The following is a 22,629-nucleotide window of genomic DNA, read 5'->3' on the forward strand; positions in this document are numbered from 1 at the left end:
CGGCGCGGCAGGTCAGCCGGAGATGGTCCGGCGGGCCGTGCGGCCCGCGCCGCGCATCCGCTGGCGGGGCTGCGGGGCCACCGTCTTCGGCCGCTTGAGGTGGTACCGGTGCAGCTCGTTGTGGCCGGGCAGCGACGGGTCCTCGCTCATCGCCACCAGCTCCCAGCCCTGGTCACCGGCCCGGTTCAGGTGGGCCAGCGCGGTGTCGCCGTACGGGGTGACGTCGACCATCGAGCCGTCCGGGCCGTACCAGATGAAGACGACCTCCCACCCGATGTCGGTGGTGGCCGCCTGGCGACGACGGACCAGCAGCGCGTACTCCCACTTGAGCATGGGGTCATTGTCACCCCGCGCGCGCCCGCCGGCATGGATCAATCCTCGGCGATCCGTCCGGCGTCGACCCGCAGCCGCCGGTTGACGCTCACCGCGTCCAGCATCCGCCGGTCGTGGGTCACCAGCAGCAGGGTGCCCGGGTAGTTCGCCAGCGCCGACTCCAGCTGCTCGATCGCCGGCAGGTCCAGGTGGTTGGTCGGCTCGTCCAGCACCAGCAGGTTGACCCCGCGCCCCTGGAGCAGGGCCAGCGCCGCGCGGGTCCGCTCGCCCGGCGAGAGGGTCGCCGCCGGCCGCAGCACGTGCGCCGCGCGCAGGCCGAACTTGGCCAGCAGCGTCCGCACGTCCGCCGGCGTCAGCTCCGGTACGGCGGCGCCGAACGCGTCCAGCAGGGGCTGGTCGCCCAGAAAGAGGCCGCGAGCCTGGTCGACCTCGCCGACCACCACCCCGGGACCGAGCGCCGAGTGCCCGTCGTCCAGCGGCAGCCGGCCCAGCAGCGCGGCGAGCAGAGTGCTCTTGCCGGAGCCGTTCGCCCCGGTGATCGCCACCCGGTCCGCCCAGTCGATCTGCAGGTCCACCGGGCCGAGGGTGAAGCCGCCCCGGCGTACCACGGCTCCGCGCAGCGCGGCCACGACGGCTCCGGCGCGGGGCGCGGCGGCGATCTCCATCCGCAGCTCCCACTCCTTGCGCGGCTCCTCGACCACCTCCAGCCGCTCGATCAGCCGCTCGGTCTGCTTCGCCTTGGCCGCCTGCTTCTCGGTCGACTCGGCCCGGAACTTGCGGCCGATCTTGTCGTTGTCGGTGGACTTGCGCCGGGCGTTCTTCACGCCCTTCTCCATCCAGGCGCGCTGGGTGCGGGCCCGGGCCTCCAGCGCCGCGCGGGTGTCGGCGTACTCCTCGTAGCCGGCGCGGGCGTGCCGGCGGGCCACCTCCCGCTCCTCCAGGTACGCCGCGTAGCCGCCGCCGTAGTGCCGGACCTGCTGCTGGGCGAGGTCCAGCTCCAGCACCCGGGTCACCGTCCGGGTCAGGAACTCGCGGTCGTGGCTGACCAGCACGGTGCCGGCGCGCAGCCCGGTGACGAACCGCTCCAACCGGTCGAGCCCGGCCAGGTCGAGGTCGTTGGTGGGCTCGTCGAGCAGGAAGATGTCGTACCGGCTGAGCAGCAGGGAAGCCAGCCCGGCCCGGGCCGCCTGACCGCCGGAGAGACCGGTCATCGGGTGGTCCAGGTCCACGGTCAGCCCCAGCTCCGCGGCGACCTGTTCCGCGCGTTCCTCCAGATCCGCGCCGCCCAGGCCGAGCCAGCGCTCCAGAGCCTCCGCGTACCCGTCGTCGGCGCCGTCCGCGCCCGCGGTGAGCGCCTCGGTGGCGGCGTCCAGCGCGCCCTGCGCCGCGGCGACCCCGGTACGCCGGGCCAGGAAGTCGCGGACCGTCTCGCCCGGCCGGCGCTCCGGCTCCTGCGGCAGGTAGCCGACCGTGGCGGCGGGCGGGTTCAGCGAGACGCTGCCCAGCTCCACCGGCTGGAGCCCGGCGAGGGTACGCAGCAGGGTCGACTTGCCCGCCCCGTTCACCCCGACCAGCCCGACCACGTCGCCGGGGGCGACCACCAGTTCCAGGTCGGAGAAGAGCAGCCGGTCACCGTGCCCGGCAGCGAGGTCCTTGACGATCAACGTGGCGCTCATGAGAAGGTCGAGCCTACCGGCGCGCGATCCGGTTACCGGCGCCCCGCCGGTAAGCGGGCTGAGGGAGACTCACGGGCGTGGTGACCACTCTGGCGATCGACTGTGGGGGCGGCGGGATCAAGGCGTCGGTGCTGGACGCCGCCGGGACGATGCGGGCCCGGCCGCTGCGGGTGCCGACGCCCTACCCCCTGCCGCCGTCGCTGTTCGCGAAGACCCTGCTGGACCTGGGCGCCCGGCTGCCGTCAGCGGACCGGATGACCGTCGGCATGCCGGGCATGATCCGGCACGGTGTGGTGGTGGCGACCCCGCACTACGTGACCCGGTCCGGGCCGCGCAGCAAGGTCGACCCGGACCTGGTCGCCGAGTGGTCCGGGTACGACGCGCGCAGCGCGCTCGCCGAGGCGTTCGGGGTCCCGGCGCTGGTGCTCAACGACGCCGAGGTGCACGGCGCGGGGGTGGTCGCCGGGACCGGCTGCGAGCTGGTGCTGACCCTCGGCACCGGGCTGGGCAGCGCGCTCTTCGACGGCGGGGTGCTCGCCCCGCACCTGGAGCTGTCGCACGCGCCGGTGCGCTGGGGCACCACCTACGACACGTACGTGGGGGAGCCGGAGCGGCGCCGGCTCGGCGACGCGTTCTGGTCCCGGCGCATCCGGCAGGTGGTCGACGGCCTGCGCCCGGTGTTCCGCTGGGACCGGCTCTACCTGGGCGGGGGAAACTCCCGGTTGATCCGCCCGGAACAACTGGGCCGGATGGGGGACGATGTCGTGGTCGTCCCGAACACGGCCGGAATCGTCGGCGGTGTCCGGGCGTGGGACCTGCTGGGCGACCGGTACGACCCGACCCCCTGACGCAACTTCCGCGAACGGAACACTCGCGATACGGCCGGTGTTGTGCCAACGTCGAACAAAGGGCGGCGCGACACGAGGAGGTGGGTCGAGTGGATCTTCTGGCGGACTACCGGCGGGCGACCATGTTCTTCGAAACGGGTGACCCGACCGGAGCGGCGCGGCTGCTCGAGCCGATCGTCGAGGCGGAACCCGGCAACTCCTCAGTCCGGCAGCTGCTGGCCCGGGCGTACTTTCAGTCGGCCCAGCTCAACCGGGCCGAGGAGCAGCTGCGCGAGCTGGTCGACCGGGACCCGAGCGACCACTACGCGCACCACGTGCTGGGCCGGACGCTGGAGCGGATGAACCGGTACGCCGACGCGCTGCGGCACCTGCGCATCGCGGCGGCCATGTACTCGACCAACACCGACTACACGACCGCGCTGCGCCGGGTGGAGAGCCGGGTCAGCGGCGGCCGCTGACGGCGCACGCGTACGGAAGGGGCAGCCCTGGTGGCTGCCCCGATGCGTGTCCGGCGCGCCTACGATTGCGGAGTGAAGCTCAAGCTCGACCTCCACGACATCTTCAACAAGGGCCAGGACATCGACCGCGCGCTGCGCGGGATCATGGACGAGGCGGTGGCGAAGAAGGCCACCCTCGTGGAGATCATCCCCGGCAAGGGCTCCGGCCAGCTCAAGAAGCGGGTGCTGCGGTTCCTCGATCAGAAGGACGTCAAGCAGCTCTACCACCGCGTGGAGAAGGACTCGAAGAACTTCGGCCGCCTCTTCGTCCACTTCCGCTGGAAGTAGTAACGGCATGGCCTCTGACCTGCGCGGCTGGGTCGTTCTGGGGCCGTTGAACCATGATCATGCCGTTTCCAGGCCGTCACCCGCGTGCGGGCCGTCGCCGGCTGCTCGCCGAATGCCTTGTCGATGACTCGCCGGGTGCGGTCCTCGCTGGCGGGCAGTAGGTGGGTGTAGATCCGGAGGGTGAAGCCGGGGTCGGCGTGGCCGAGGTAGGCCGACAGAGCCTTGACACTCTCCCCGGCGTCCAGGAGCACGGAGGCGTAGGTGTGCCGCAGTGCATCCCGTTGTGCCGGTTGTCGGGGGATCCCGGTCGAGCGGATAGCAGCCAGATGTCGCGCCGGGCATGCGGCCCCATGCCCCGTTCCACCAGCGCCCGCGTACCTCCACCGGCGCGAACCGGCGCTCGGACCCTGCGGGCAGCACGACGAACACGGGTGTCCTCGTGTCCGTGGCATGGGGTCGAGCTGCAGGAGACGTGGGAGATCGAGAACTGTTCGCGCCGGTCCGTGATGATCCGACTCACGTCGCCTACCGAATTTCCGTAGAGACCGGCTCAAGGTAGAACAGGCACTGGTCCGGGTTGTACTCGCCAACCCGAGCAACAACGTGGAGAAGGTCGCCGGTACCTACGGAATCCGGGATGTTCGCGCCAGTGAGATGCAGGTCAGGGACGTTGACGTCTTCGAACTTGAATGCGGGCCCAACCAGAGATTTCGGGCCCTTACCGGGAGAGACGAGGATGTCGTAGCGAGTTTGGTAATCGCCGTGATTTAGCATCGATGTGATGGAACCGTCGAACTCGATGGTCCTGCCCTCGTACTTGGCCACGAACGTTCCGATCGTCTCGTCGCAGTAGTCCCGCACCGCCAAGAGCGCCGCGAGATCCTTGCTGTTCTTGACCGTCAGGACCTGGTCCGCGTCGGACTCATCTGAAGCCGATTCTTCGGGCTTCGGCGTCTCCGAGGGCTTTCCGCTGGCCACGACCGTCGCCTCGCTCGGCGACTTGGTCGGCTTGGGGTCCTTGTCGTCTCCGCCTTGGAGCGCGCTGGCGATTCCGCCGACGATGGCCAGGAGCAGGACGACACCGGCCGCCACGGCAATGAGTACCCACGGGACCTTCGGCTTCGGGCGGCGGAAGTTCAGCGTTGTCCGCAACGTCCCCTGGTTCTGGTCGACGAACTCCCAACCAGCCTTCTGCCACTTCGCGATCGACCTGGCCTCGATGCCGCGGATTGCCTGCACGGACTTGAACTCGTACTGCACGCCGTCGTCAGCCATGCGGCTCCCAGCCCCCCGAATCGGATCCATCGCTCATGGACTCCTCGCGAGGATAGGGGCTCAGCGAAGTTGGCGGGGGTCGAGGTGTCCTCGGGCTCGTCGGGTTGTGGCGCAGCGGGTTCGGAGCCGTTGGTTGACGGGGTTGCGGAAGTCGTAGGCGTCGCGGGCGACGGTCTTGATCACGCGGTTGGTGCCTTCGGAGCCGGCGTTGGTGATACCGGTATGGATGAACGCCAGGATCTCCGGCCACCAGGTCTGCACCGTGGTCGCCAGGCGTCCGAGTTCGAGCAGGCAGGAGCCTACCCGAACACACGTACGAACCGGCCGGCTGCCGACGATGCCGGGCTCCACTTGATCCGTTACACATCGACTTCACTTGAAGGGTGCCAGTTGGCCGGCTCTCTCCGGGCTCGGCTGTCACGGTGCGTAACTGGCGTGCCGCCTATCGCTGGGGCATGCGATCCTCGGCGCCGGTCAAGACGCGCGATCAGCGGCAGATCAGCGCACCTGATCTCGGTCGACGCGCGGGCGTCCGACCGTAGAACCGATAACCAGAGGCGGCGTCGGGTGCGCGTCGACCAGCGCGGCGTCGGTCGCTCGCTCTCGTGGGCGGCTCAGGTTTCGTCGAAGAGTTCTTCGGCGACCGCGGCTGCGTACGGCGCCTCACTGCAGGTGAGCCAGCGCTCGATTTCGTCGGGATGACTGCCGAGGGCGGTCGCGGCGGCGACGGCGTCGACCGCGTCCGGCGGTGGCGTTACCCCGTCCCGCGTCACCAGAGCCAGTGGCCACGCCGGCCGCACTCGGCCACCGTCGGCGTAGAACAGGAACGGCGGTACGAACTGCAGCCGGCGACCGTCCGCGTCGTCGAGAATGTCACCGGAGTGAAGCGCACCGTATGCGCGGCGCAGCAGCTTCATCTCGATCGGCTCGGCACGCTCCAGCCACACGTCCGCCGCCTCCGCGTATCCGCCGCCGGCCGGTAGCAGCGCGATGCTTGCTGTGAGTCTCGGCAGGAAGCCGTCGTCCATCGGCGGGTCGTATCGGTCGGATCGCACCACGTAGCACCGGGTCGGCGGTATGCCAACCGCGCACCGGTCGCCCTCGTCGAGTTCGGCCGCCGGGGGCGAAGCTGGTACGGCCACCACGGCTCGGTGGATTCGTCGACGGGGCTTGCTCTTGAGGTGGGGGTCAGCAGCAGGGCGACGAAGCCGCGCGGTTAGTTGCCGAAACGTAGCGGCCGAGTCGAACGTGATGACCAGCTCGACCAAACTCAATAGAGATGCGGGCGATACTGCCTGGCCGCGCTCCGCAGACTCCATGGTCATCCTCTTCGACAGAACGGCAGGAACCCACGATGCCTCCCGCCGCCTCCGCAACCGTCATCTCGCCCCTAGGACGGACTACGATGCGGATCTTGTCCTAGGCCGAAAAGACCGGGGGACGACTCATCAGAATTTGTGTGCCTTTTGGTTAGCACTCCTGAGATCGGCGGTTGCACAGGCGAACGTCCCTTATTTCCGGCAATTCCAACAAGTGTCGCCTGAGACGCTCTCGTTCCTCTGTTGAGAGATCCTTGCGGAAGTGGACGTGCAGGGTCGGTCCTTCGCCGGGTCGGCCGCCTCCGACGCTCACGCCGCGCGCACCGTAGCCAATTCCGCTCCCATCGCCTTCGACAATGCTGCGATACGGTTCCTCCCAATCTATGAACTTGGACGTGGTGTGGACGATGAACGCATCCGGCGGAGACAGTACGGATCGATAGGTTGCCGCGGCGAATCCTACGACCGCCATGACCGATACCAACCCGCCGGCGATTGCGGCGACTCGGGCCCGTCCCGGCACCCGTCCCGGATCGACGGCCCCGGCAATCACGAGAATCAGCGCGGCCGGTAGATGCAGGGACAGCCCGAAGAATTCACCGACGACCGCGAGAGCCAGCAGCAGCGCGGCACATATCCTGCATACGAACCGAAATGGCTTACCGTGCACGGTCATCACGGGAATTGCTGCGATCACGACCGGCAGCCAGAACGCGAGCAGGAACACCGGAAAGGTTGTGTTTGTCAATGTCAGCCAGAGAGCGGCCAGGATCGAGACCAGGAGCGCAGCCCCCGCCAACATGCGGGGATATACATATGCCCTTTTCGGCATCGTGCTCTGGCTATCCACGTACGTAATTGTGCCTCCACGGTATCAGGTGCGCAAGATCCTCCAAGCCATCGTGGTGGCCATGCTTTTGGTGCCGGACGAAGCGCAGAGCGTTTCAGCTTGATTCATTGTGTACCCGGATTGCTGATGCCGGGGTCGGCGGCCAGGAAGGTGCGGATGGTCTCGGCAATGGCGGGCCATTTCCAGCGGCGCCTTGACATAAAGGGGTGCCATGAGAGTTAACGGTTCCTGGCAGAGTCTACCGATCAACACGGTCCTGCCCTCGTCGCTGCGTCAGAGCAGAGTGACCGCGTCGCGGCGGCGATGTAGCGGCGGCCGTGCGGCGCACGATCAGAATGGTGCGGGTCCGCGGCCTGCCAACGACATCAACACCTGCGTGGCGAGTAGCTTGCGTATGCCGGTGACGGCGACTGTCCCGATCCGATCGTAGGGCAGTTCCAATTGCAGCCCTTCGACTGCGTTGCGAAGGTCTGTCGTGATCTCGTCCGGACGGAACGTGCCGCCCCAGCCGTTGAGTCCTCCGCGCTGGTTGGTACTGAGGGAAGCCATGCCGGATATGCATGCGCCGTCGACCAGGATCAGCCTCGCAGGACCCGAGTAGGTCGTCGTCATAGTCATCAACCCTTCAGGATGTAACGCCGCGCACCCCGGGTCCCGGCTGTCTGACAGTCATCAGGAGGCGAGGCGTCGAGTCCGACCATGGTGTGCTCCACCTGGACCGCGACCGTACGTGCCTCGACCGTCAGGGCGGCGGCGATGCGGAATTCGGCTCGTTAGCGATAAGGGTCGACGTCTGTGTCTGTCTGGTTCATGAGCCAGAGGCGCGCCTTGGGCGAGCTGACAGTCGGCCTGGGCAGACTAGCGCCCGAGGTCCGAATCGATCCAGAGAAGAGAACACGGGGGCGATGCTGAGCTGGCTCCACACCGAGATGGCCGGCCTTCTGCCGATCAGACGACTTTCGCGATGCCGTGGTGAGCGCATGAAACGCCGAACGGCGGCCCGCTGAACCAGTCGGGCCGCCGTTCGCAGAGTGTGGATCAAAGCGGGCGGATGTTCTCCGCCTGCGGGCCCTTCTGGCCTTGGGTGATGTCGAACTCCACCTTCTGATTCTCGTCGAGGCTGCGGAAGCCGCTCGCCGAGATCGCGGAGAAGTGGGCGAAGACGTCGGCGCCGCCGTCGTCCGGGCTGATGAAGCCGAAGCCCTTGTCGGCGTTGAACCACTTCACGGTACCTGTAGTCATGTCTGCTCCTTCGCAGGCTGTTAGAGACCGCACTGTGCGGACCCTTACGCCGCCGCGTTGATCACCCGCGTCGAAACGACACGAAAAACGAAAAGCGCCTGGATGGGTTTCAGATGCCCCATCAGGCGCCGGAAAACGTCTACGGAAATCAAAACTGCAACTCGGCTACCGTAGCACATGATCCGTCGTCGATCCCATGGCGGTGAGTGGACCTGGTCACTCGTCTGCTTGCCACGCCGCGTGGACGGCACGTTGACCGGGTTCACGATGGGCTAGTTGCAAGACTGGGAAGTGGCAGCGACACCGAGAATCGGCAGGTCGCGCCTGATGTGGCATGAATTCTAGTCGGGCGCCGTCAGGACGAGCGGCCACGATGTCCGTCCACACGGGCTCGATTACTCGGCGTGGGCACCTGCGAAAGCGCTGTCTCGCTCCGAGGCGGGACGGGGGCAGGTGGGCGGATCGGCCGGCTCGCCCAGTGGTCTCGGTGGAGGACCTTGGTGTGGTTCGCGTCGTGCCCGACCCTGGTGGCCGTGCGGGGGGCCGCACCCGCGCGATCGCCTGACATCGGAGAAGCGCCTTGAAGCAAGGTCAGGTGCGCGCACATCGGCAGAAGCGGATGCCTGGCACACCAGCCGTCGTGGACAGTCGGCGTCACGGTCCGTATCCGGCATGCTCAAGGCCCGTGTAACCCATCAACTGAAGTCACCGTGTAACGCATCAAGCGGAGTACGACAGCCGGCTGCCGGCTGCCTGCTGCCGGCGATGCCTGGTCTCGCATGATGGTTGACGGAACGGCGTCGCAGGACGTTTGACGCCCAGGTCGTGATCGAATAGGTCTGGTGCCTGGGTCGATGGTAGGGCGAGGCCGTCTGGGAGGAGGCTGTTTCGCGTCTCGGGTGTCCGGCCGCCGGATGGCACGATGCGTGCTGTGAGTTGGCACTTGCTGGTGACGCCGCTGCACACCGCGGTCGCAGACGATGGACTCGAGTGGGCGGCCGGGGCTGAGTCGTCCTTTGGTCTGCCCGAGGAGCCGCCGGCGGCCCGTGAGCTGCCCATGGTGGCGCAGGTTTTGGCTGCGTTCCGGGAGGCGGGGTGTCACGGCGTGCCGTGGTTCCAGGTCGCCGGGCGTGACGTGGCCAGCCAGCTTCCGGGCTGCCCTGACCCGGCCACCTGCGCGTCCGTTGGTGGGCTGGACCTGGGCGAGGTCAGTCTGGGCGTCGACGGCGCAGGCGGCGACGAGCCTGTGAAGCTGGACCAGGCCGTGACCGATATCGGGTTCCGTAAGCCATCCGGCGGTGCGGTGTTGGCCGCGACGGTGGCCCTGGCGTCGCAGGCGGGGCCGCTGCTGGTGTTCGACGACAGCGGCGAGCACGTCTTCGTGGTGTCGCCGGGCGACGATCCGACCCACCTGGCTCAGCACTGGCCCTGGTAGTCACACCGCCTTCTTATAGCCCTGCTTCAGGGTGTGAGGGCTCATCCGGCGGTGGTCGTGATCTGGTGTTTGGCCTTCACCCGGTTCAGGTCGGTGGTGCTGCGGCGGGGAACGGCTGTGATCGGGCTGTCGGCGTCGTAGACGGTGATGGTGTGCTCGTCGAGGGCGACGGACACCAGCTTGCGGGCGTGGACCTTGCCGACCTGGATGCGCGTGACCTCGGGCTGGACGCCGCCGGTGTCCGCACCACCGAGGCAGGAGCGATTGAGGTCGACGAGTGCCTGCGGACGAGCCAGCCGCACATCTACGACGTCGAGACGTCAAGGGCGAAGCGCAGTTCACCACCTGTCTCTCGCTCGACGACAGCCGTATCGTCCTCGAACCAACTCACCGGCGAGGGCCGGCGCTCGACGACCGACCGCGTCGTCGTCCCCCGCACTCTGTTCATGACCCCGCCGTTGGCGACCGTGGGGATGACGGAGCGGGAAGCCCGCCAGGCCGGACACCGGGTGAAGATCGCGAGCCAACCCGTCGCTGAGATCGTGGCGATGCCTGGGCGTACGCCGTCGAGGAGACCCGCGGCGTGATGAAGTATCAATACGGTCGCGCTCGCCATGCGGCACGGGATCAAGGCAGCCGAACTCCGCGACGGTCCCACCAGGGTGACCGCCCTCGGTGTGTGGCGGGTCGCAGCGGGTAATGGTCGCCGGCACGCCGACCGTCGACGCAGGGACTAGGGGTGAGCGATGCGCACGCGACACGCCTCCGCCGATGATCTCGCTTCCGTAGGCTTCTCGGTCCTGCGTTCTGCACTGGCGACGAACATCTTGTGGCTCGGTGCGCTCAAGTTCAAGCAGTACGAGGTCGAGAACGACGAGCCCCTGGTCACCTCGAGTCCGCTGTTCTCGCGGTTCCGCGAGAAGTTGGGCGCACAGAAGCTCAACCGACTCATCGGAGTCTCGGAGATCACCGTGGGCTCTCTGATCGCCGCGAGGCCGCTTGCGCCCAGAGCGTCGGCGATCGGTAGTTTCGCGGCGGTCGGGATGTTCCTCACTACGCTCGGTTTTCTGGCGACGACGCCCGGGGCTCGGCAGGAAGGTCAGGGGATGTTGAGCCTTTCTCAGCTGGGGCAGTTCCTGTTGAAGGACACGGTGCTCCTCGGTGCCGCTCTCCTGACAGCTGCCGAGTCGCTGCGCGCCGCCCGCCCTCGGTAATCCCCGGCAGGGCGCTTGGGAACAACAGATCCACTGGCACGGATGGGCCCGGGTGAGGCTGGCTGTCCCTGGCGACCGACGGCCGCATGTGAGGAGCCGCACTGGCACGTCGGCGGCGAAGCGTATGACGGCTTCGCCCTACTGCTCGCCGAGCGACTGCCTGACGGGACTGATCGACGCGGCGTCTCGCCGATTCGGGTTACGACCTCTACCCGCCACCTGGTGCGAGAACCCCAGACCAGCAGAGATGCGTCAGGGGCCGTTCTGTTCTGGTCCCGCTGAGTCCAAAACCTCTTCTGTTGAACGCGGGTGCGGGGCACCGACGGCTGTCATCGGCTGCCAGAGACCATCAGTCCATGGACGTGGTTCGGGCTCCAGCCACGTCCGGCGTCAGCTGGGCTGTGCCGGCGTCGGGGGCGTCGTTCTCTGTGGTGGAACGAACGAACGCAAACGACCGGCAACAGCGAAAAGGCCCATATGTCCTTGTCAGAGACCCTCATTTCGGTGATGCTCGCTTGCCGTAGGTAAATATTTACATGCGTACTCGCGCCTCTCTTCCAAGGAGGGCCAGGTGGGTCTTCGTAGGACCATGCTGCTGGCCACCGCGATCGCCGTCGCGATCGTCGCCGGCCCCAGCCCATCCGCGTCCGCGGCCGCCGCGTGCGGCCTTGACACCAGCTTCGGAACCAACGGCATCCTGACCGCGCCGGACTACACCCTGGACTACGGTCGCGCGGTGACCGTCGACGCTCAGGGCCGCTACCTGGTGGCCGGCGAGGGTGGCCGGTCGCTTGCGGTCATGCGGCTGCTGCCGAGCGGCGGGCTGGACACCTCGTTCGGGAGCGGGTCAGGTTTCGTGACCGTGCGCCATGACGACGTGTACGGCTCGGAGGCCTGGGCCGTGACCCAGCTCGCCGACGGCCGCATCGCGGTTGCCGGCCGGGCGTACTGGGCGGTGTCCCCCACCTCGTGGGGCGACATCGCGGTCGCGGTGCTCAACCCGGACGGATCGCGGGACACCGGGTTCGGCGGCGGCGACGGGGTCACCTACCTCGACCTCGGTGAGCACAACGATGTCGCACGCAGCATCGACGTGGACGCACAGGGACGGATCGTGGTGGCCGGAGAGACCGCCGGCTTCGGAGGCGCGTCCAACGCGGTGCTGGCCAGGCTGCTGCCGGATGGAAGTCCCGACCCCACCTTCGGCACGGACGGCTTCGCCGTGCAGAGCCTCGGCGGAAGCTATGAGACCGGATACGGCGTCGACGTCCTGGCGGATGGGCGGATCCTGGCGGTGGGAAGCTGGCAGGCCGACTTCATGCGACCGTGGCTCGGCCGCTTCCTCGGCGACGGGACGCCGGATCCATCCTTCGGACAGGCGGGCCTTGTGCTCCCACCGGATCCCGGATCCTGGCAGGACGTTGCGGCCGGCCCAAGAGGCTCTGTTCTCGTCGGCGGATCCGACGGACTCGATCTCGTCGTGGCGCGATACACCTCCAGCGGTCGCGTCGACCGCGCGTACGGGGGCGGCGACGGAAAGGCCCTCGTCCCCGCGGCCGGTCCATTCGACCCGTACCCGTCCGCGAACGGACTGGCGGTGCTCGGCAACGGGAGCGTGCTCGCGGCGGGTGCCGCCACCCGGACCGGCTACTCCGAGGGCGTGATCGTGCGCCTCGATCCCAGAGGCCGCCTGGACGGGAACTTCGGCACGGACGGCATCATCCGCTACTCGGAGGATCCGCAGTACTCCTCCTCCTGGTTCTCCTCGGCCGCCGCGCTGCCGAGTGGCGGCGCAGTGGTCGCCGGCAGCGGCTACGCCGGGGCGCTAGTCGCGAGAACCTGCTGACACCCGAGCGGGCCCCGGCACCGGTCAGGCGCCGGGGTTCGCTGATCCCGGCCGTCTGCAACGAGACGCTGTGTCCGGGCGCGGTCATCAGCTACGAACCTGATGTCGTGAACGACTCAGGGGCGGAGCCGCGGGTTCCTGTACCTCTCGGGCGATCTTGAAGCTGGCCGCGAAGCTCACTGCGTCATCTGCGACATCAAGTTCTTAGGATTACCTGCTTGGTCCGGGACCGAGCCAGCGCGGGCGCGGGTCGCGTCGGGGCCCGGGGCCGTTACCCCGGCCCCGGGCCCCCGTCGGTTGCGGTCAGAGCGGATACGTGCGGGCGACGGCGAGCATCTCGGAGCTGTGCGAGCCGACCACCCCGACGTCCGCTGGGCGGGGGCGGAAGCCGGGCACCGCGTCCAGCCCGTCGCTGGCGTCCATCGCGCGCAGCGCCACCTGCTGCCCCTTGACGGTGAGCATCAGGTCCACCTCGACGCCCTCGGGCGGCGGGGCGTGGAAGACGATGCCGAAGCCCCAGCGGCCCTCGCGGGCCTTCACCGGCACGTCCCGCCCGGCCACCGACGCCGACCGCACCGTCGCGGTGGACGTGTCGACGTGCAGCGAGGCCAGCCGGACCGGGCGCTGCGGGGTGAGCCGCAGGCGCAGCACCCGCTGGTCACCCGAGCGGGTGTCGGAGAGCACCTCCAGCTTCGGCGCGGGCAGGTTCGCCGCCTGCGCGGGCCCGGCCCGTAGCTCGGCGTCGCCCAACCCCGGGAAGTCGTCCGCCACCGAGACCGAGCCGTCGACGTACCCGTCGGTCCACGGCTGCGGGTCGTCCTCGTGGCTGAGCCACTCGGCGCGGCCGGTGCCGGCGTCCAAGGCGTACATCAGGTGGGTGGGCACTGGGTGGGCGGCGTCGAAGCGGTCCACGGCCAGGCCGACCCCGGCGAGGACCACGGCGGCGAGCGCGGCGGCGACGGCCGGCAGCGGGCCCAGCCGGCGGGCCCGGAGCGCGACCAGGCCGCGCTGCCCACCGGCCTGCGGGTGCAGCAGGTCCACCACCGGCAGCGCGGTCAGCCCGAGCAGCACCGCGAAGAGCGCGGCGACCCCGCCCATCGCCATGCCGAGCGCGGGGAAGAGCAGCACCACGGTGGGCAGCAGGATCACCACGCCGACCGCGCCGGCCAGGGTCACCGCGAGCACCGGCCAGGGGCCGTCGAGCCGGGTGGCCAGCGCCGCCAGGCCGGCGAGCGCGCCGGCCAGGGCCGGCAGGGTCGCCAGGTACGCCCCACCGGGCACCAGCACGGCCAGCAGCACCCCGAGCAGGGCCAGCCAGGCAAGCCCGCCGAACGCCAGGGCGGCCGGTCCGGCCCAGCGTCGGGTCAGCGCGTACCAGGCGAAGAGGATCGCGGCGGCGAGCGCCACCACGGCGAGCCGGTACCAGACCGGCCGGTAGGGGTCGAGCAGTTCGGCGTAGCCGGGACGGACGGTGGTGATCCCCGCCCAGAGCAGCGAGGCGCCCAGCGGGGCGGCCACGATCGGCACCAGCGCCAGCCCGAAACCGGCGGCGAGTCGGCCGGCGGTGGCCCGGCCCCGCCGCCGCAGCAGCCAGCCGAGCATGCCGACCGCGGCCACCGCCAGGAGCGCCAGCGGCAGGGTCAGCCAGCCGGGGTAGCGGACCAGCCCGCCCGGCACGGGGAAGTAGGTGGCGTCGTGGCCGGAGCGCAGCGCTGTCAGGTCGGTCCGGCCGAACTCGCGGGCCAGCCCGAGCGCATTGTCGCCGTGCTGCTGGAGGCTGCCCCGGTCCATCGCCGCCGCGGTGTCCAGGGGCGAGTGGTAGACCGCGCCCCCGTCGATGTACGCCGAGTTCAGCCCGACGAACTTCCGGTCCAGGAACGCGGTGAAGTCGGTGTCGTTCGGCAGCGCCCGGTAGATCTCCACCGCGAACGAGGTGCCCACCGGGTGCGGGGCGGCCCGGCCGAAGACGTCCACCAGCTTCGCGTTGTTCCGGGACGTCTCGAACATGATCACCGGCCCGGTCGAGCCGCGCGCCTCCAGGTTCAGCACGACCCCGCCGTCGGCGGCCAGCGGGTGGCTCGACGCGAACGCCGAGGCGCCGCAGAGGCACGCCTCCTCGGCATCGGTGAGCACGAAGACGACGTCGTTTCGCGGCCGGGGACCGGCGGTCAGCGCCCGGGCCACCTCCAGGATGGTGGAGGTGCCGGCGGCGTCGTCGTTGCCGCCCGGCCCGGACTGCACCGAGTCGTAGTGGGCGACCAGGAAGACCCGGCCGGTGGGGTCGGTGCCGGACAGCCGGGCCACCACGTTGCGGACCCGGGCCAGGGTGGCCCCGCCCGCGGCGCCGCTGAGCTGGCCGGCCTCCGGGGCCACGGCGTCCTGCACGTCGGTCTCCAGACCCAGCCCGCGCAGCACGCCCACAAGGTGCTCGCGGACCCGGTCGTTGGCCGGGCTGCCGGCGACGTGCGGTCGGGCCGCGACGACCTGCACGTTCCGGTACGCCCGCTCGGCGCTGAAGTCGGACGCCGGCGCGTCGGCCGGGCGTGGCGTCGGGGTACGCAGGTCGACCAGGACGCCGGCGCCGACGGCGAGCAGCGCGGCGAGCGCGGCGACTGCGGCGAGCGGCCGCCGGCGGGGCCGGGCCAGCGCCCGGTCGGCGGGGCGGGTGGGGGGTGCGCCCACGGGAACTCCTCGGGGGTGGGGCCAGGGGTGGGATCATCCTGCACCCCACCGGCCCCGATCGGGACTCCCGCCCACCGGATCCGCCCGACGAGCGGCGCGCCGGGCGCGGCGGCGACTCCGAGGCGTAACATCGGCCGCCCGCTTTGTCGCTCAACGGGTGGTGAGCCGCTTGGTCTCGCCCGTCTCGCCCGTGCCGACGCCGTCGTGTTGTGTGCGACCGTTGTCTAATACAGGATCAGCAGGGCACTCGGAAGGAGCCCGACATCACCAGCGAACTCCCGCGCCTCGCGGCGGTGACCCGGCCGCATCGGGGAGTCGGCATGGCCGGCTCCTCCGTCGTGCCGTACCCGCACGGTGGTCTGGCGCGGCACGCCAACCTGCCACCCGGCGAGCGGCTGCGGGTCCTGCTGGTCGAGGACGACGAGGGCGACGCCTTCCTGGTCGGCGAGCTGCTCGCCGAGACCAACTCGATGATCGATCTGCTGATCGCCACCAGCCTGAGCGAGGCCCGGCAACGGGTGATGGGCGTCGACTGCGTCCTGCTCGACCTCGGCCTCCCCGACGCGCAGGGGCTGGACGGGCTGCGCCAGGTGCTGGAGATGTCCAGCGGCGCCGCGGTCTGCGTGCTGACCGGCCGCTCCGACGAGCACCTGGGCATCGTCGCGGTGGCCGAGGGCGCCCAGGACTACCTGGTCAAGGGGCAGGTCGACGGGGTCCTGCTGACCCGGGCGCTGCGCTACGCCGTGGAACGCAAGCGCGCCGACGAGAACGCCCGCCGGCTCCGCGAGGTGGAGCTGCGCCAGGCCGAGTCCGCCCGCCTGGAGCGGGGCCTGCTGCCCCAGCCGCTGATGACCACCGATCAGGTGTCGGTGCACACGTTCTACCGCCCCGGCCGGCACGCCGCCCTGATCGGCGGCGACTTCTACGACGTGGTGCAGACCCGGCCGGACCGGATCGACCTGATCGTCGGCGATGTCTGCGGGCACGGCGTGGACGAGGCGGCCCTCGGCGTCGAGCTGCGGGTTGCCTGGCGGGCCCTGGTTCTGGCCGGGGTGCCGGACGACGAGGTGCTGCCCGCCCTGGAGCAGGTGCTGATGAGCGAGCGCCGGCTCCAGGAGATCTTCGCCACGGTGGCGACCATCCGGCTCGACCTGGCCGCCAACCGGGCCACCGTACGACTCGCCGGTCATCCGCCGCCGCTGCTGCTCAGCGGGGGTAAGGTCGCGCCGGTGCCCGCCAAGGGTGGCTTGCTGCTCGGTGTACGACCGCGCCGGCCCGTTGCCTTCGATCTGGAGTTCGACACCGATGACTGGTCCCTGCTGATGTACACCGACGGCCTGATCGAGGGTCGGGTGGGCAACGGCGACGACCGGCTGGACGTGCCGGGGCTGACCGAGCTGCTCGCCGACCCGGCCAACCGGGCGGTGCCCCTGGCCGAGCTGCCGGCCTGGCTGGTCGGCCGCGCCGAGCAGCTCAACGGTGGCCCGCTCGCCGACGACGTCGCCATGTTGCTGGTCACCCATGGCGGTGGCCGGTGAAGTCGTACCGGCAGGGCTGGACGCTGCGCCGCCGGGTGGTCGCGCTGCTGACCGTGGTCCTGGTGCTGCTGCTCGGGCTGGCCGCCGCCGAGGCGGTGGTGGCGGCGAAGAACCGGCAGAACATCGACGCCGTCCTGGTCAAGACCGGTCCGCTCCGGGTGCAGGGCCAGGAGCTGCTGAGCGCGCTGCTCGACCAGGAGACCGCCGTCCGCGGGTATGCGGTGAACGGCGACCGCAAGGACCTGGCCCCGTACGAGACGGGTCTGCAGCGGGAGCAGGCGACCGTCGTCTCGATGGAGAAGTTGGCCGCCGCCTATCCGGGCGTGCTGCGTGAGCTGCGGGTCGTCGAGGAGCAGGCGGCGCGGTGGCGCACGGGCGTGGCGGAGCCGGTGATCAGCACGACCGAGCGCAGCGGTCCGGCCGCCGGGCAGGCGCTGATCACCGACCAGACCCGGCAGCAGTTCGACGGGATCCGCGCCGCGGTGGGTCAGCTCCAGGACGAGATTCTGATCGTCCGGCAGCAGACCGCCGACAAGGTCACCCGGACCGGCAACGTGCTGGTCGTCCTGCTGATCATCGCGGCCCTGGTGGTGGCGGTGGCGGGCGTGATCATGGTGCTCTCCCTGGACCGGATCCTGATCCGGCCGCTGGCCGGGCTGGTCGGCCAGGTGCGGGAGGTCGCCGCGGGCGACTACGAGCACCACATCACCGGTGCCGGGCCGCCGGAGTTCCGCCGGCTCGCCGACGACATCGACGGGATGCGGCAGAAGATCGCCCGCGAGCTGGCCGAGGTGCGCGAGGCCCGGGAGCGCATCGAGTGGGTCAACAGTCAGCTGCAGAAGCAGGCCGAGGAGCTCACCCGGTCCAACCGTGACCTGGAGCAGTTCGCGTACGTCGCCTCGCACGACCTGCAGGAGCCGCTGCGCAAGGTGGCCAGCTTCTGCCAGCTGCTCCAGCGGCGGTACGCCGGGCAACTCGACGAGCGGGCCGACCAGTACATCGCCTTCGCCGTCGACGGGGCGCAGCGGATGCAGCGCCTGATCAACGACCTGCTCGCGTTCTCCCGGATCGGCCGGCTCACCACCGGCTTCACCGAGGTCGACCTGAACAAGGTGATGGGCGACGTGGCCGGGCAGACCGAGGCCGCCCGGCAGTACTCCGACGCCGAGCTGACCTGGGGCGAGTTGCCGGTGATCCGCGGCGAGGAGCCGCTGCTGACCAACCTGCTGGCCAACCTCGTCAGCAACTCGATCAAGTTCCGCCGCCCGGACGTGCCGCCGAAGGTGCACGTCTCGGCCCGGCTGGTCGACGACGAGTGGGAGATCAGCTGCCAGGACAACGGCATCGGGATCGAGCCGGAGTTCGCCGACAAGATCTTCGTGATCTTCCAGCGGCTGCACGCCAAGGACGCGTACCCGGGCACCGGCATCGGCCTGGCCATCGCGAAGAAGATCGTGGAGTACCACGGCGGCCGGGTCTGGGTGGACACCGGCACCGAGGAGGGCACCGCGATCCGCTTCGCCCTCCCCGCCCTCCCCGAGGACGTCGAGGCGGCGAAGGCGGCGGCCGAGGCGGACGCGGCGGACGGGACGGCAGTCGGCGAGGAGTCGACCGGGGACGGGACGGTGACCGGTGACGGCGCCGACCCGGCCGCCGGGGACGCGCCGGTCGGTCGGCAGCCGGACGGGCCGGAGCGCGCAGACACGCCCGACGGGACGGCCGGACACGATACAACGGGTGGCATGAAGGAGACAGTGGGATGACCGCGCCGGCAGACGGCAAGAGCCCGATCGAGGTCCTGCTGGTCGAGGACGACCCGGGCGACGTGCTGATGACCCAGGAGGCGTTCGAGGAGCACAAGCTCCGCAACCGGCTGAACGTCGTCTCCGACGGCGCGGAGGCCCTGGCCTACCTGCGGCGCGAGGGCCAGTACGCGGACGCGGTGACCCCCGACCTGATCCTGCTCGACCTCAACCTGCCCCGCCGGGACGGCCGGGAGGTGCTCGCGGAGATCAAGAAGGACGAGCAGCTCTGCCGGATCCCGGTCGTGGTGCTCACCACCTCGCAGGCCGACGAGGACATCCTGCGCAGCTACCAGCTGCACGCCAACGCCTACGTGACCAAGCCGGTGGACTTCGAGCGCTTCATCTCGGTGGTCCGCCAGATCGACGAGTTCTTCGTCAGCGTGGTCAAGCTGCCGCCGCGTGGCTGACCCGCTGCTCGACGACGTCGGCGAGCTGCTGCGGGAGGCCGCGGCGAAGGTCGTGGTGCCGCTGTTCCGCCGGCTCGACATCGCCGACATCGCCGAGAAGGCCCCCGGCGAGGTGGTCACCGTCGCCGACCGGCGGGCCGAGGAGCTGATCTCCGCCGAGCTGCGGCGGCTGCGCCCCGGCTCGGTGGTGGTCGGCGAGGAGGCCGTCGCCGACGACCCGGGGCTGCTGCGGCACCTGCGCGGCGGCGGCGACGTCTGGCTGGTCGACCCCGTCGACGGCACCTCCAACTTCGCCGCCGGCCGGCGGCCGTTCGCCCTGATGGTGGCGCTGCTGACCGACGGCGAGCAGGTCGCCTCCTGGGTGTACGACCCGCTGGCCGGCACCCTCGCCAGCGCCCGGGCGGGGGAGGGCGCGTACCTGGACGGGACGCCGGTGCGGACGACCGGCCCGGCGCCGGCGGTCGGCGCGCTGCGCGGCACCGCGATGACCCGGTTCCTGCCGCCCGACGCCCGACGGGCCGCCGAGGCGGGTGGCCGGCGGATCGGCGAGCTGCTCCCCGGCCAGCACTGCGCCGGCCGGGAGTACCTCGACATGCTCACCGGGGACCAGCAGTTCGTGCTCTTCTGGCGGACCCTGCCGTGGGACCACGCGCCGGGCACCCTGCTGGTCCGGGAGGCCGGCGGGGTGGCCCGCCGCTTCGACGGCGCCGAGTACCACCCGGCCGACGACGACCGGGGCCTGCTGGTGGCGGTGAGCGAAGAGGTGTGGACCGAGGTCCGGGCCGCGCTGCTCGACGGCTGAGCGGCGCTCCGCGACGACCTCGGCACGCTCCGTCGATGATCGGCGTCGTCCGAGGTCGGGTGCCTGGCACGCCCGCCCCGGTCCGGTATCGTGACCGGCGGCTTCCGCCAGCAGGCCGCCGTCCGGCGCCGGCGGAGCCGCCGCCGCGCAGTGGCCAACGGGGGGCCGGCGGTCGACGGAAGGACGCTTTCGTGCCCAGGACCAGGCTCATCCGGCGGCGCGTCCGCCGGCCGTTGCTCGCCCTGCTCGCCGTGACGGCCCTGCTGCTCGGCGCCGGCCTCGCCCCGGCCGGGGTCGCCGCGGCCGCACCGACCCCGGGTGCGCCGAACGAGGGCGGCAGCAAGCAACTCCGCGCGGCGCTCGACGCGGCCGCGCGGGGCCACATCGAGGCGAAGTCCCGGCTCGACAACTCGAAGCGCCGTCAGGTGGCGTTGACCGGGCAGCTCAAGGAGCTCGAGCTGCGTCTGGTCGAACTGAACTCGCAGGTCGGCGAGGTGGCCGCGCAGTCGTACCGGGTCGGTCGGCTGACCCCGGTGTCCGTGCTGCTCGCCAGCGCCGACCCGAACGCGTTCCTCAAGCGGGCCGCCGAGCTGGACGTGATGGCTCAGCGGGACAGCAAGCGGCTGCGCGCGTTCACCGACGCCAAGGTCGAGGCCGCCAAGGCCAAGGCGGCGATCGACATCGAGGTGCGCGAGCAGCAGAAGCAGCTCGCGGTGCTGGCCAAGAAGAAGCGGGACGCCGAGATCGCGCTGGCCAAGGTCAGCTCGGGCAGCAGCTCCGGGTTCAGCGGCGGCTCGACCTCCGCCAAGCCGGCCCCGCGCAACTCGGACGGCTCCTGGCCGTCGGAGTCCTGCTCCGTCAACGACCCGACCACCTCCGGCTGCATCACCCCGCGCACCCTCCACGCGCTCCAGCAGGCCCAGGCGGCCGGCTACAAGCGGTACGTCTCCTGCTTCCGCAGCGGCGGGGACGGCGAGCACCCGAAGGGCCGCGCCTGCGACTTCTCCGCCGCCACCGGTGGCTTCGAGAACGTCTCGGCGAGCGGCGGGGACAAGGCGTACGGGGACAGCCTGGCCAACTACTTCAAGAACAACGCGAGCCGGCTCGGCGTGATGTACGTGATCTGGTACCGGCAGATCTGGATGCCGAACACCGGCTGGCGGTCGTACAGCGGCGGCGGCAGTCCCGCCGCCGACCACACAAACCATGTTCATCTTTCGATGTACTGACCCGGGGTGCCGGGACGGCTGCGTAGCATCGCGACGGTGAGCAGCTCATCGTCCGACGTCGTGGTGGAGTCCGCGCCGACCGCGCCGACCGCGCCGACGCCGCCCCGAGCCCTGCCGAACGGACTCGCCGCCGTCCTGGTGTTCCTCTCCAGCGGGGCCGTGCTGGTCCTGGAGACCGTCTCGTTGCGCCTGGTCGGCCCGTACGTCGGGGTCACCCTCCAGGTGACCAGCTCGGTCATCGGCATGGCGTTGGCCGCGATCGCGTACGGGGCGTGGATGGGCGGGTTCCTGGCCGACCGACGGGACCCACGTACGCTGCTGGCCCCGGCCCTGGTGCTGGCCGGCATCGCCACCGCGGTCACCCTCCCCGTCGTCCGGTACGCCGGTGAGGCGCTGCGCGGCGGCGCGGCGAGCGCCGTGCTGCTGCTCACCGCGCTCCGGGCTGACCGGTCCGGCCCGGGCGAAGGCCGCCCTGGCGGTGCTCGGCCTGACCGGCGCCGGCCTCGCCACGGTCGCCCCGAACCCGTGCGACGTGGAGACCGCGTACCACTGCGCGAGAGTCGAGGTGGACCCGCAGTGGACGCAGGGGCGGACGCTCTACCTCAACTCCGCCCAGCACTCGTACGTCGACCTGGCCGATCCGACGCACCTGAAGTACGCGTACACGCAGTGGATGGGCCTGGTGGCCGACGCGGCGGCGCCGAAGGGGCAGCGGCTGGACGCCCTGCACCTGGGCGGCGGCGGCTTCACCATGCGGCGCTACCTGACCGCGACCCGGCCGGGCACCGACAACCTGGTGTTCGAGATCGACGGCGGCCTGGTCGAGCTGGACCGGCGCGAGCTGGGCGTGCGCACCGGCCCGGAGTTGCGCGCGGCGGTCGGGGACGCCCGGGTGCTGCTCGACGCCGAACCGACCGACAGCCGGGATCTGATCGTCGGTGACGCCTTCGGTCACCTGGTGGTGCCCTGGCACCTGGCCACCCGGGAGATGGCCGCCGAGATCCGCCGGGTGCTCCGGCCGGGCGGGATCTACCTGCAGAACGTCATCGACTATCCGCCGGGGCGGTTCATCCGGGCGGAACTGGCCACCGTGGCCGCCGAGTTCCGGCACGTCGCGCTGATCGCCCCGCCGGGCGCGATCGCCGGAGGGTACGGCTCGAACTTCCTGATCGTCGGCTCGGACGCGCCGCTGCCGCTGGCCCGGATCCGGCTCGGACTGCCGACGCTGCCGGAGACGGCGCGCCTGCTGCACGACGACGAGCTGACCGGGTACGTCGGGGACGCGCTGGTGCTGACCGACGACTACGCCCCGGTGGACCAACTGCTCGCGACCGCCTGAACGA

21 protein-coding genes and 2 pseudogenes are annotated in these 22,629 nt (G+C 70.6%); 13 read left to right on the forward strand and 10 right to left on the reverse strand.

All coding sequences use genetic code 11. From position 1 onward, the window contains the following. Positions 1-12: 12 nt before the first annotated feature. Both GA0070613_RS12030 and GA0070613_RS12035 read right to left on the reverse strand, forming a co-directional pair. Positions 13-333, reverse strand: coding sequence for a hypothetical protein (locus GA0070613_RS12030; protein WP_089012378.1), 321 nt, complete (start codon positions 331-333; stop codon positions 13-15). A 38-nt stretch (positions 334-371) separates the two neighbouring features. Beyond that, complete coding sequence (locus GA0070613_RS12035; RefSeq protein WP_089012379.1) at positions 372-2,009, reverse strand: ABC-F family ATP-binding cassette domain-containing protein; 1,638 nt, start codon at positions 2,007-2,009, stop codon at positions 372-374. A 77-nt stretch (positions 2,010-2,086) separates the two neighbouring features. Between GA0070613_RS12035 and GA0070613_RS12040 the strand changes: the two genes are divergently transcribed. From GA0070613_RS12040 to GA0070613_RS12050, 3 genes are all read left to right on the forward strand, one after another. Continuing rightward, a complete protein-coding gene (locus GA0070613_RS12040) occupies positions 2,087-2,857 on the forward strand; it encodes an ROK family protein (RefSeq protein ID WP_089012380.1) in 771 nt (256 codons plus the stop codon). Between the two features lie 89 nt (positions 2,858-2,946). Beyond that, complete coding sequence (locus GA0070613_RS12045) at positions 2,947-3,315, forward strand: tetratricopeptide repeat protein (protein WP_089012381.1); 369 nt, start codon at positions 2,947-2,949, stop codon at positions 3,313-3,315. A 72-nt stretch (positions 3,316-3,387) separates the two neighbouring features. Next, positions 3,388-3,642, forward strand: a complete 255-nt coding sequence (locus tag GA0070613_RS12050; protein WP_088987488.1) for a Smr/MutS family protein — start codon at positions 3,388-3,390, stop codon at positions 3,640-3,642. 525 nt (positions 3,643-4,167) lie between these two features. On the opposite strand, the gene GA0070613_RS12060 is transcribed toward GA0070613_RS12050, so the two are convergent. The 6 genes and pseudogenes from GA0070613_RS12060 to cspE all read right to left on the reverse strand — a co-directional run bounded on the left by GA0070613_RS12060 (position 4,168) and on the right by cspE (position 8,328). Further along, positions 4,168-4,917 (reverse strand): DUF4839 domain-containing protein, encoded by a 750-nt coding sequence (locus GA0070613_RS12060; RefSeq protein ID WP_089015906.1) that lies wholly within the window; start codon positions 4,915-4,917, stop codon positions 4,168-4,170. A gap of 60 nt (positions 4,918-4,977) precedes the next feature. Next, positions 4,978-5,208: pseudogene (locus GA0070613_RS12065) on the reverse strand (transposase); the annotation flags it as partial. A 323-nt stretch (positions 5,209-5,531) separates the two neighbouring features. Continuing rightward, positions 5,532-5,945 carry a hypothetical protein gene (locus GA0070613_RS12070; RefSeq protein ID WP_157746331.1) on the reverse strand — a complete coding sequence of 138 codons (414 nt, stop codon included), beginning with the start codon at positions 5,943-5,945 and terminating at the stop codon, positions 5,532-5,534. Between the two features lie 442 nt (positions 5,946-6,387). Further along, positions 6,388-7,086: a hypothetical protein gene (locus GA0070613_RS12075; RefSeq protein ID WP_157746332.1), complete on the reverse strand. Its 699-nt coding sequence runs from the start codon at positions 7,084-7,086 to the stop codon at positions 6,388-6,390. Between the two features lie 330 nt (positions 7,087-7,416). Then, positions 7,417-7,698, reverse strand: coding sequence for a hypothetical protein (locus GA0070613_RS12080; protein ID WP_231929759.1), 282 nt, complete (start codon positions 7,696-7,698; stop codon positions 7,417-7,419). Positions 7,699-8,124: 426 nt separating this feature from the next. Continuing rightward, positions 8,125-8,328, reverse strand: a complete 204-nt coding sequence (gene cspE, locus GA0070613_RS12085) for a transcription antiterminator/RNA stability regulator CspE (protein WP_013283833.1) — start codon at positions 8,326-8,328, stop codon at positions 8,125-8,127. A 931-nt stretch (positions 8,329-9,259) separates the two neighbouring features. Here cspE and GA0070613_RS32945 point away from each other — a divergent pair. Next, the gene (locus tag GA0070613_RS32945; protein WP_197699071.1) at positions 9,260-9,763 is read left to right on the forward strand and encodes a hypothetical protein; all 504 of its coding nucleotides are present in this window, start codon (positions 9,260-9,262) and stop codon (positions 9,761-9,763) included. Between the two features lie 41 nt (positions 9,764-9,804). Here GA0070613_RS32945 and GA0070613_RS32950 read toward each other — a convergent pair whose 3' ends face one another. Further along, positions 9,805-10,065, reverse strand: coding sequence for a hypothetical protein (locus tag GA0070613_RS32950; protein WP_197699153.1), 261 nt, complete (start codon positions 10,063-10,065; stop codon positions 9,805-9,807). On the opposite strand from GA0070613_RS32950, the gene GA0070613_RS34375 reads away from it, so the two are divergent. From GA0070613_RS34375 to GA0070613_RS12100, 3 genes are all read left to right on the forward strand, one after another. After that, positions 9,952-10,350: a hypothetical protein gene (locus tag GA0070613_RS34375; RefSeq protein ID WP_408630983.1), complete on the forward strand. Its 399-nt coding sequence runs from the start codon at positions 9,952-9,954 to the stop codon at positions 10,348-10,350. The two genes, GA0070613_RS32950 and GA0070613_RS34375, sit on opposite strands and share 114 nt — an antisense overlap. A gap of 159 nt (positions 10,351-10,509) precedes the next feature. After that, positions 10,510-10,977, forward strand: coding sequence for a YkgB family protein (locus tag GA0070613_RS12095; protein WP_089012386.1), 468 nt, complete (start codon positions 10,510-10,512; stop codon positions 10,975-10,977). Between the two features lie 571 nt (positions 10,978-11,548). After that, entirely contained in the window at positions 11,549-12,823 is a 1,275-nt protein-coding gene (locus tag GA0070613_RS12100) for an NHL repeat-containing protein (RefSeq protein ID WP_157746333.1), read from the forward strand. Positions 12,824-13,126: 303 nt separating this feature from the next. On the opposite strand, the gene GA0070613_RS12105 is transcribed toward GA0070613_RS12100, so the two are convergent. Further along, on the reverse strand, positions 13,127-15,505 hold the full coding sequence (locus GA0070613_RS12105) for a M28 family peptidase (protein ID WP_089012388.1): 2,379 nt from the start codon (positions 15,503-15,505) through the stop codon (positions 13,127-13,129). Positions 15,506-15,825: 320 nt separating this feature from the next. On the opposite strand from GA0070613_RS12105, the gene GA0070613_RS12110 reads away from it, so the two are divergent. From GA0070613_RS12110 to GA0070613_RS12135, 6 genes and pseudogenes are all read left to right on the forward strand, one after another. Then, on the forward strand, positions 15,826-17,043 hold the full coding sequence (locus tag GA0070613_RS12110; RefSeq protein ID WP_089012389.1) for a PP2C family protein-serine/threonine phosphatase: 1,218 nt from the start codon (positions 15,826-15,828) through the stop codon (positions 17,041-17,043). Next, entirely contained in the window at positions 17,040-18,806 is a 1,767-nt protein-coding gene (locus tag GA0070613_RS12115) for a sensor histidine kinase (RefSeq protein WP_089012390.1), read from the forward strand. The genes GA0070613_RS12110 and GA0070613_RS12115 overlap by 4 nt, the downstream gene beginning before the upstream one ends. After that, positions 18,803-19,255: a response regulator gene (locus GA0070613_RS12120; RefSeq protein WP_089012391.1), complete on the forward strand. Its 453-nt coding sequence runs from the start codon at positions 18,803-18,805 to the stop codon at positions 19,253-19,255. Before GA0070613_RS12115 ends, GA0070613_RS12120 begins: the two co-directional genes overlap by 4 nt. Beyond that, on the forward strand, positions 19,248-20,057 hold the full coding sequence (locus GA0070613_RS12125) for an inositol monophosphatase family protein (protein WP_089012392.1): 810 nt from the start codon (positions 19,248-19,250) through the stop codon (positions 20,055-20,057). Before GA0070613_RS12120 ends, GA0070613_RS12125 begins: the two co-directional genes overlap by 8 nt. A 191-nt stretch (positions 20,058-20,248) precedes the next feature. Continuing rightward, positions 20,249-21,286 carry a coiled-coil domain-containing protein gene (locus GA0070613_RS12130; protein WP_089012393.1) on the forward strand — a complete coding sequence of 346 codons (1,038 nt, stop codon included), beginning with the start codon at positions 20,249-20,251 and terminating at the stop codon, positions 21,284-21,286. Positions 21,287-21,346: 60 nt separating this feature from the next. Then, positions 21,347-22,625 (forward strand): annotated as a pseudogene (locus tag GA0070613_RS12135) (fused MFS/spermidine synthase). The last annotated feature ends 4 nt before the right edge of the window (positions 22,626-22,629 follow it).

The sequence above is a fragment of the Micromonospora inositola genome (assembly GCF_900090285.1).
Lineage (GTDB): Bacteria > Actinomycetota > Actinomycetes > Mycobacteriales > Micromonosporaceae > Micromonospora > Micromonospora inositola.